The sequence below is a fragment of the Streptomyces sp. NPDC007808 genome (genome assembly GCF_042868655.1).
GTDB lineage: Bacteria > Actinomycetota > Actinomycetes > Streptomycetales > Streptomycetaceae > Streptomyces.
In genome coordinates this window covers 55,034-64,829 of sequence record NZ_JBIAEQ010000015.1, presented here as the reverse complement: position 1 = coordinate 64,829, position 9,796 = coordinate 55,034, and the positions used below count along the sequence as shown (strand labels likewise).

The 9,796-nt window shown below is 70.8% G+C and carries 7 protein-coding genes; 2 read left to right on the top strand and 5 right to left on the bottom strand.

Annotated elements, in window-relative coordinates:
• Positions 1-218: 218 nt before the first annotated feature.
• From ACFYNL_RS39045 to ACFYNL_RS39035, 3 genes are all read right to left on the bottom strand, one after another.
• Positions 219-1,301, bottom strand: coding sequence for a S1 family peptidase (locus tag ACFYNL_RS39045; RefSeq protein ID WP_388812836.1), 1,083 nt, complete (start codon positions 1,299-1,301; stop codon positions 219-221).
• Positions 1,302-1,849: 548 nt separating this feature from the next.
• Entirely contained in the window at positions 1,850-2,755 is a 906-nt protein-coding gene (locus ACFYNL_RS39040; RefSeq protein ID WP_388812833.1) for a S1 family peptidase, read from the bottom strand.
• A 509-nt stretch (positions 2,756-3,264) separates the two neighbouring features.
• Positions 3,265-4,545: a DUF5685 family protein gene (locus tag ACFYNL_RS39035; protein ID WP_388812830.1), complete on the bottom strand. Its 1,281-nt coding sequence runs from the start codon at positions 4,543-4,545 to the stop codon at positions 3,265-3,267.
• A 321-nt stretch (positions 4,546-4,866) separates the two neighbouring features.
• Between ACFYNL_RS39035 and ACFYNL_RS39030 the strand changes: the two genes are divergently transcribed.
• Entirely contained in the window at positions 4,867-5,304 is a 438-nt protein-coding gene (locus ACFYNL_RS39030) for a cell division protein SepF (protein WP_019754330.1), read from the top strand.
• Between the two features lie 37 nt (positions 5,305-5,341).
• Here ACFYNL_RS39030 and ACFYNL_RS39025 read toward each other — a convergent pair whose 3' ends face one another.
• Positions 5,342-6,532, bottom strand: coding sequence for an acyl-CoA dehydrogenase family protein (locus ACFYNL_RS39025; protein ID WP_388812826.1), 1,191 nt, complete (start codon positions 6,530-6,532; stop codon positions 5,342-5,344).
• 114 nt (positions 6,533-6,646) lie between these two features.
• Complete coding sequence (locus tag ACFYNL_RS39020) at positions 6,647-8,248, bottom strand: MFS transporter (protein WP_388812823.1); 1,602 nt, start codon at positions 8,246-8,248, stop codon at positions 6,647-6,649.
• 262 nt (positions 8,249-8,510) lie between these two features.
• On the opposite strand from ACFYNL_RS39020, the gene ACFYNL_RS39015 reads away from it, so the two are divergent.
• Complete coding sequence (locus ACFYNL_RS39015; RefSeq protein WP_388812820.1) at positions 8,511-9,701, top strand: hypothetical protein; 1,191 nt, start codon at positions 8,511-8,513, stop codon at positions 9,699-9,701.
• Positions 9,702-9,796: the final 95 nt, after the last annotated feature.

The following is a 9,796-nucleotide window of genomic DNA, read 5'->3' as shown; positions in this document are numbered from 1 at the left end:
CCACGACCCCCCCCCCGCCGCCGCCGCGGCCCCCGACGCCGCCGACCGACACCCACCGACGGCGAGAAGAAGCCGCACCCCCACACCCCCGCACAGGCGCCGCAGGCATCGAACGCGCACCCCCACCCCACCCCGCACAAGCGCCGCAGGCACCCGCACCACACACGAAAGTCCCGCCCCCTCACGAGGGCGGGACTTCACGAACCACGACGACCAGGTCAGCCGATCTCGGTACCCGTCGCCGACAGCGCCTCGGTCACCGGCTGGAAGAACGTCTCCCCACCGGAGGTGCAGTCACCACTGCCACCCGAGGTCAGCCCGACCGCCTTGTCACCGGAGAACAGCGAGCCACCGCTGTCCCCGGGCTCCGCGCACACGTCGGTCTGGATCAGCCCGTTGACGATGTCACCGTTGCCGTAGTTCACGGTGGCGTCGAGCCCGGTGACCTTGCCCTCGTGCACCTGCGTGGTCGACCCGCTGCGAGTGACCGCCATGCCGACAGTCGCCTCCGCGGCCCCGCTGATGGCCTGCGTGGACCCGTTGTAGAGGTTGACCTCGCTCGGGTGCTCGACCTCGGCCGTGTACTTGACCAGCCCGTAGTCGTTGTCGGGGAAGCTGGACACCTCGTTGGTGCCGATCTCCTTGCCGTTGGAGTCCGACCAGGTCGAGATCCCCTCGGTGCAGTGCCCGGCGGTCAGGAAGAACGGCTCGCCGCCCTTGACCACGTTGAAGCCGAGCGAGCAGCGCCCGCTGCCATCGGTGATGGCGTCACCACCCGCGATGAAGGGCTTGAACTCCCCCTTCGTCCGCTGGAGTTCGACCGTGGCGCCCAGCCCGTCGGCGACCTTGCTGAGCTTGGCCCACTCCGCCTTGGAGACCGTGCGGTCGGCGGTGACGACGACCTTGTTGGTCGTCGGGTCCGTCACCCAGGAGGTGCCGGGAATGGTGGCGTCCTGCTTGAGCGTCGTACGGGCGCTCTTCAGCTCGGCAAGCGAGTTCTCGACGACTCTGGCCTTGGCGCCGGCCGCCTCGACGGCGTCGGCCGCGGCCTCGTCGAGGACGTTCACCACAAGGCTCTTGGCCTGAGCGTCGTAGTAGGTACCCGCGGCATCGGCGCCGAGGTCCTTGGCGAGCGTCGAGGCGAGCTTTCCGGCCGCGCCGATCGACAGCGTCTTCGGCGCGGACGCCTCCGGCGTCTCACTCGCGTTCGCAGTCTGCAAGGTCACGCCCGCGGCAACCAGTGCGGCGATACCGGCACCTGCCACGGCTGCACGCCGCTTGGGTATGCGTCGGTGCTTCAACTCACGTCCTCCTGTGGGGGGTCGGCCCGAGAGGTTGTGGGGACCTCGTCGGACCGGAAGGCGTACGGCTACCGGGGCGTCACACAACAAAAGTCGCGCCCCTGCCGGTTGAACAACGCTCACTATTCCTAGGCCAACGGGGAGCGCACAAGGTCGACTTCAGGACGCGCGTAGAACACGGTTGCACCCCCTCACCGGCTTGACCGTGCACAGTCACGCCCGGCTTCCTTCCCGCAGCAAACACCCCGAGCGAGCGACTCATAAGCAACGGGTAAGGTCTACTCCTGTCTCGAAATCGCCCCCATCCGCGAGACCGCGAACCGACAGTCCTCCACCCGCACGAGAGCACCGGCCGGCAAGGTCCCCCTGAAGCAGACGAGGCGTCGACCCGCGCGGCCGACGCCTCACAGCACATGACGAGGCAGCACGCGGGCGCGCAACACAGGGGGAACACAAGGAGGAGCCCCCGCACGCGACTGGCGTGCGGGGGCTCGATGCCGTCGGCTGCGATCAGCGCAAGCGATCTGCGCCGATGTCCGGCGGGCTCGTCAGTAGACGCTGACGCCGTAGGCGCTGAGGGCCTCCGTGACCGGCTGGAAGAAGGTCGTGCCACCGCTGGTGCAGTTGCCGCTGCCGCCGGAGGTCAGACCGTACGCCGTGCCGTTGCTGCCGTACAGCGAACCGCCGGAGTCGCCGGGCTCGGCGCACACGGTGGTCTGGATCAGGCCGCCGACGATGTCGCCGCCGCCGTAGTTGACGGTCGCGTTGAGGGCGGTGACCCGGCCGCTGCGCGTACCGGTGGTCGAGCCGTCACGGATGACGGTGGTGCCCACGCTGGGCGTGGCCGCGCGGGTGATGTCCACGCCGTTCGCGGTACCGGGGCGGCTGACGGAACCGGTGTAGCGCACGATGCCGTAGTCGTTGCCCGGGAAGCTGGAGCCGGCGGTCGAGCCGATGACCTGGGTGCGGCCGGAGTTGGAGTACCAGGTGCCCGCGCCGTCCGTGCAGTGGCCGGCCGTCAGGAAGTACTGGTTGCCGCTGCTGTCCTGGACGTTGAAGCCGAGCGAGCAGCGCCAGCTACTCGCATAGATGGCGTCGCCGCCCTGGATGAACTTGCTGAACTTGCCGGGGGTGCGCTTGATGGTGAGCGCGTCGGCGTCGGCCCCGGCCTGCTGCTTGATCTTGGCGATCTCCGCCTGGGAGACCGTGCTGTCTACGGTCACCATCACGCGGTTGGTCTTGCTGTCGACGGCCCAGGCGGTGCCCGGGATGTCGGCCTTCAGCACCGAGCTGCTGGCGCTCTTGAGCTGGGCGGCGCTGAAGGTGGTGGGAGTCTCCGCGGCGCTCGCGTGGGGGATCGCGATCGCGGCTGCGGCCGCGAGGCCGGTGGATACGGCGATCAGCCGGGTCCGTCTCGCAATGCCGCTACGGGGGGTGGTGCGCTTGATCCTCACTTTTCGTTCCCTCCAAGGGAAGTCGGGGGCCCGCGTGGGGTCGGGGCCCGTGAGGCGCAGCCAGGGGGCACGTCTCCGGATTCCGAACACGCCGTGCCCCTGACAAGCGCTGAGGGGGAGTATTCGGCCGAACGACCGGTAGGCGCAAGAGCACCTTTCGGCCGTCAACCATTGAATGATCTACGAAAGTTGACGGCCTTTGCCCCGGCGTGCGGCGACGGCGAGCCCAAGTCCGCTCCGCCCCCCGCCGCTTGGCGCACCACCCCCACGGCCGACGCGCCTTCACATCACCCGGTCAGCAAGGCCGCCCCGGCCGCCCCGGACGCCCGACGGGCACCGTCGGCCACCTGAATCCCAGCAGTGACCGGAAGTCGCCTGCCCACCACGGCCCGCCGCCCCCGGCCCCGACCCAACTCAACCGAACTTCTGCCGACCACCGCAGCAGCAGCCGCACCCGGCAGCCACCACAGGGCCGCCCCCGGGCGGACGAGGGGACTTCGCGGACCGACCTAGCAGCCGTCGCAGGGACAGCAGTCGCAGCCGTCGCAGTCCCGGCAGCAGCCCTCGCGCCTCTTGCGGGACCACGGGCCCTCGTACTCCTTCGCACAGCACAACTGGCAGGTGCAGCACAGCAGCCAGAACATCCCGCAGCCGGCCCAGAACCCACGCCGCCCCCTCGGGGGCTGAGGCGCCGCTCCACCGCCGAACCCTCCGAAGCCGCCACCACCCCCACCGCCGTACGCTCCCCCACCGCCACCGGGCGCTCCCCCGCCACCGGCGTACGCGCCAGGGCCCCCGTAGGGATTCCCACCGCCATACGGATTCTGCGGCGGCACGCCGTAAGGCCCCTGCCCATGCCCATGCCCATGCCCCTGCCCCTGCCCCTGCTGTGGCGGCTGCCCATAGGGACCGGGCTGGTGGGAGGCGCACACCGGCACCGTGCCGAACGCCCGGTCCACCGAGCGCCGCAGCTCGTGCACCAGCAGCAGATGCGCGAGCCCCGCGTCCGTGAACTCCACTTCACGCAGCGCGAGCCGCACCCCGTGCACGGCGTCGTCGGCGAGGCGCCGCGCCTCCGCGAGCGAAGTCCCCGTGGCCGTCAGCGGGTTCCACGCGCCCGACTCGGCGTCAGCCGCCCTGTCCTCCACGGCGTCCAGGAGGTGCGCCAACCGTCCGAAGAGGCGCCCGGCCTCGGCCAGCGGCCCGGCGTTGTGCGGCCGTCCGGCCAGGACCGCGGTGTGCGCGAAGGCGGCGGCGGTCGCCGTCTCGGTCGGTTCGGTGACGCCGAGGATCGGCGTGCCGAGCCCGGCGAGCGCCTCGATGCCGATCTGCCGGTCCACGGCGTCGACGAGCACAGCGGTGTCGAAGCCCACGGCCGAGCCGGAACGGGCACCGGCGGCGCCCCATCCCGCGGCCACCCGGCGCGCGGCGAGCGCCACCGGCCTGCGGGCCAGCAGCCCGTCGCCGTCGGCCACGTGGTCCCGCACCTTGGCAGAGGCGAGTACCAGCGAGACGGCGGCGGCGAGCCGCGCTCCCTCGCCCTGCGCCACGGACGCGGTACGCATGCCGCGCAGCGGGCACGGTCCGGCCGTACGCCGCAGTTCACTGTTCTTCTCTGCCTGAGCTTCTGTCAGAACAGAAATGAGAAGACCGTCATAATTCGTCACGATCCGCGCGAACTGGCCATGGTCCCCGCGCAACGCGAGGCACAGCCCGCACAGATGCGCCATCCACTGACCGGTGAACTTTTCTCCCAGCCGATGACGGCACGGCCTGACCATTCCGAACATGACGTCCCCCCGAGGTCCCGACGGCGCACTGTGGCGCTGAACTGCCGCATCGTACCCAGCGGAGCACCGATCACGGCGGCCGCACCGTTCACCCGTACGCACCCCGCATCACCCGTACGCCGTGAAGAATCATATTTCACTCACAGTCAGCAGCCGTTTGTGGCACGCCCCTTGGGGGACACGGGCTCTCGACGGATTCGCTGTGCACCAGTACCGTCACAAACCCCCCGCGCGGCGTCTATCCACTTGGCGCGACGTCCGCATCATGGATGACCATAGGGATGCGGAATGTAAGAGAGACCGCTGTGAGAGGAGGCGTCCATGGGATCGGTGCGCAAGGCGAGTGCCTGGCTGGGCCTCGTTGACGACAACGATGACGAGCGTTACTACGACGACGACTACTCCGAAGGGACCGAGTCCGGGGATGCCTGGGTCACCGACCCGCGGGTCAAGGTGGCCACGGATGTCGCCGAGGAGAAGGGCCGCCGCATCGGCACGGTCACCCCGGACAGCTTCCGGGACGCCCGCGCCATCGGCGAGCTGTTCAGGGACGGCGTCCCGGTCATCATGAACCTCACGGCCATGGAACCCGGCGACGCCAAGCGGGTCGTCGACTTCGCGGCAGGACTCATCTTCGGTCTGCGCGGCTCGATCGACCGCGTGTCCAACCGGGTGTTCCTGCTGACCCCGGCCGACACCGAGATCATCAACGGGGAGTCGGCCGCCCACCGCTCGGACGGCTTCTACAACCAGAGCTGAGGCAGGGCCGCTCACCGGCCCTGCCCCCTGGTGGGGTTCAGCGGAAGGCGTCGAGCCCGGTGAGCGCCTTGCCCAGGACGAGCTGGTGCATCTCGACGGTGCCCTCGTAGGTGAGCACCGATTCGAGGTTGGTCGCGTGCCGCATCACGGGGTATTCGAGCGAGATCCCGTTGGCACCGAGGATCGTCCGGGACGTACGGCAGATGTCGATGGCCTCGCGGACGTTGTTGAGCTTGCCGAAGCTGACCTGCTCGGGACGCAGGCGGCCGGCGTCCATACGCCGCCCCAGATGATGGGCGAGCAGAATTCCCTTGTGCAGTTCGAGCGCCATGTCGGCGAGCTTGGCCTGGGTGAGCTGGAAGCCACCGATCGGCCGGCCGAACTGCTCCCGTGACTTCGCGTAGTCGACAGCGGCCTCGAAGCAGGACCGCGCCGCGCCCATGGCGCCCCACACGATCCCGTACCGGGCGTGCGACAGACAGCTGAGCGGCCCCTTGAGCCCGACGACCTCGGGCAGCACGGCATCGGCGGGCAGTCGTACGTCGTCCATGACGAGCTCACTCGTGACAGAGGCGCGCAGGGACAGCTTGTGCTTGATCTCCGGTGCGCAGAACCCGGCGCTGTCGGCCGGCACGACGAACCCGCGGATCCCCTCCTCGGTCTGCGCCCACACGACGGCGACCCCGGCGACGGAGCCGTTCGTGATCCACATCTTGCGCCCGTTGAGCACCCAGTCGGAGCCGTCCTTCTTCGCGTACGTCCGCATGGAAGCCGGGTCGGACCCGTGGTCGGGCTCGGTCAGCCCGAAGCACCCGATGACCTCGCCGGACGCCATGCGGGGCAGCCACCGCTGCCGCTGTTCCTCGCTCCCGAACCGGTGGACGGCGTACATCGCGAGGGACCCCTGCACGGAGACGAGCGACCGGATCCCGGAGTCGGCGGCCTCCAGCTCCAGACAGGCGAGCCCGTACTGCACGGCGGAGGCCCCGGCGCACCCGTACCCGCTGAGCGACATCCCGAGGGCGCCGATCTCCCCCAGTTCCCTGGCGAGTTCCCGGATCCCCGGCAGCTCGCCCTTCTCGTACCACTCGGCGACGTGCGGCAGCACCCGATCCGCCGCCCACTGCCGCACGGTGTCCCGGACCGCGAGGTCCTCGGGCCCCAGGAGGTCGTCGATACCGAGCGGGTCGGCCGGGTCGAACGGGGGCAACTTCGCGGACGCGGACATGGGACACCCTCCAGCAACGACTAAAACTAGCGGCGCTAGTCACGGCTCTCGGCCCAGACGCTACGACGCGGTGTCCCGCGCGTCCAGTACAGGCCCGGCGCCCCGCCGCGTCGGTCAGGCGGAGACGCGGGACTCGGCGACTTCCCTCGGCTTGGGCAGTTCCACCGCGGGCGCCTCGCACTGCATCACGCGCGGCAACCGCAGCGCCATGGCCGCACCGAGCAGCAGCAATCCGGCGCTCACCAGCAACGTCACATGCAGTCCGTGCACGAACGAGTCCCGAGCGGCGTGCCGCAGGGCGGCGCCGGCCGGCCCGCCCAGCTGAGCGGCGACCTCGTAGGCCTCCCCCAGCGAGTGCGAAGCAGCCGTGGACGCCGACGCCGGCACGCCCGAGACGCCCGTGAGCCCAGGGGCGTACGCCGCGTTCATCACGCTGCCCAGCAGGGCGATGCCGATCCCTGCCCCCAGCTGGTACGACGTCTCACCGATCGCCGCCGCCCCACCGGCCTGCTCCGGCGGGGCCTCGCTCAGCATCGACTCGTAGGCGCCGAAGAGCGTCGTCTCCAGACCGAAGCCGAGCAGTACGAACCCGGACACCATCAGCGCGCAGTTGTCCGCGCGGCCCATCGCCGTCAGCAGCAGCACCGCTCCGGCCGTCAGGCAGAACCCGAGGCACACCATGCGCCGGGGGCCGAACCGGCGCAGCATCCGCGCCCCCGCCAGCCCGGCCGCCATGGCGGCGAAGGTCAGCGGCAGCAGCCGCAGGCCCGTCTCCAGCGGCGAAAGGCCCAGCACGAGCTGGAGATACTGCGCCGCGATCAGTTCGAGCCCGACCAGCGCGAGCATCGCCAGCACGATGCACCCGACGGACGTACTGAACGCCGGTCGCGCGAACATCGTGAGGTCCACCAGCGGATACGCCCGGCGCCGCTGCCGCCGCACGAACAGGACCAGCAGCGTCGCGCCGATCAGCAACGGCGCCAGCGTGAGCAGGCTCACCACGGTCTCCCCGCCGCCGAGCCGCTTCACGCCCAGCACCACACCGAACAGCCCGGCCGCGGCCAGCAGCGCCCCGACCACGTCCCAGGGTCCCTTGCCGTCACCCTTCGACTCGGGCAGCAGCAGGCGTCCCACCGGAAGGCTGATCAGCATCAGCGGTATGTTGACGAGGAAGACCGAGCCCCACCAGAAGTGCTCCAGGAGGAAGCCTCCGAGCAGTGGCCCGACCGCCGCGCCCACCGCGGCGACGGCGCTCCAGATACCGATCGCGAGGGCACGCTCGCGCCGGTCGGGGAAGACCTGGCGCAGGATCGACAGGGTCGCGGGCATGATCATCGCGCCGCCGACGCCGAGCAGGGCGCGGGCCAGGATCAGCACCTGCGGGTCGTGCGCGAGGGCCGCGAGGCCGGAGGCGAGGCCGAAGAGGCCGTAACCGAGGAGCAGGACCCGTCTGCGGCCCACCCGGTCGCCGAGCGTGCCGAAGAGGATCAGCAGCGAGGCGCACACGAGCGGATAGATGTCGACGATCCAGAGCAGCTCTATCGCGCCGGGCCTGAGGTCCTCGGTGACGGCGGGCACCGCCACGTGCAGGACGGTCGCGTCGACCGCGACGAGCAGCAGGCTGACGCAGAGGACGACGAGCACGACCCAGCGGTTGGCACCGGCCCCGGCCGCCCTACGGCGCAGCGCAGCGGCAGCCGTGGTCGTCCCGGACATGTACGTACCTCCCAGATGTTCCCTCGCTCTCGGCGGTCACACGGGGTGGGGACTCCCCGTGACCCGGCCGGAGAGGAGCGGTGGTCTCCGGCCCGCGCAACGAAAAGGGCGAGTGACTCGTCAGGGTACGCGAGTTCCCGGCGGTGCCGAGTGGCGGACCTCTCACACGTCCGGCGGACAACTGTGGCGTATGCCACTCTCATCGCCTGCGGTTCCCGGTCCGGCCGATCCCCCGACCGGCGCCGGGCCGATAATCGGGCCCGTGACCGATCTTGCGATGCGTGTGGCCCCGGCCCGTTCCGAGATGCTGCGCCGGGCGGCCCCGGCGCTCCTCGGGTACGTGGCCGTGCGCGCCCTCGGCCTGCTCGCCCTGACCCTGTGGAGCGCGGCGCGCGGCAAGGACGCGTACACCCTGCTGACCGCGCGCTGGGACGCGCTCTGGTACACCCGGGTCGCCGAGCTCGGCTACGGCTATGAGGTGCGCCTGCCCAACGGGGACGTGCACTCCAACCTCGCGTTCTTCCCGCTGCTGCCCTGGCTGGAGCGGCTGGTGGCGGAGGTCTCGCCACTGTCGTACGCCGACGGCGGCTTCGCCGTCAGCCTGCTGGCCTCGCTCGCGGCGGCCTGGGGGATCTTCGCGGTGGCGGACCATGTGTACGGCCGTCGCGTCGGGGTGTGCGCGGTTGTGCTGTGGGCCGTGCTGCCCGTCGGGATCGTGCAGTCGATGGCGTACAGCGAGTCGCTGTTCACCGCGCTGGCCGCGTGGTCGCTGTACGCGCTCCTGACCGGCCGCTGGCTCACGGCGGGCACCTTGGCGCTGCTGGCCGGGCTGACCCGTCCGGTCGGGCTGGCCGTGGTCGCGGCGGTGTGGGCGGCGGGCGTCGCCGCGCTCGTACGGGACCGCGGTGCGGGCCGGTCGCCGGACGCGGACGCCCCGGCCCGTGCCCCCGGCACCCCGGTGCGTCTCGTCCTCGGCATGCTGCTCGCCCCGCTCGGTGCGGCCGGGTACGTCCTGTGGGTCGGCCACCGCACCGGCAAGGGCCCGCTGGGCTATCTGGACGTCCAGGCGGGCTGGCGCAACGGCTTCGACGGCGGTTACGCCTTCGCCCGGTTCGTCGCCGAGAAGTTCACCTCGTTCCCCTCGGCCCTCGCCGGGGTCGGGCTGCTGGTCGGCGTCGGCCTGGTGATCCGGCTGTACGTCGTGTGCGTACGGCAACGCCAGCCGCTGCCGCTCCTGGTGTACGCGGGAGTCGTCACCGCGCTGGCCCTGTGCGCGTCGAGCTACTTCGGCTCGAAACCGCGGCTGCTGCTCCCCGCCTTCCCGCTGCTCCTGCCGCTCGCCCAGCCCCTCGCCCGACTGCGTACGCGGGGGGCCGCCTTGCTGGTGGGGGCCGTGGCCGTGGGGTCGGCCGTGTACGGGGCGTTCTGGCTGAACGGCAGCGGTCCGCCCTGACCGCCGGTCACTCCGAGTGTGCGCCGGGAGAATTCCGTATGAGGAAACGGTAAACGAACTCAAAAGCACGAAAAAACGTCCATCCGGAATGATCA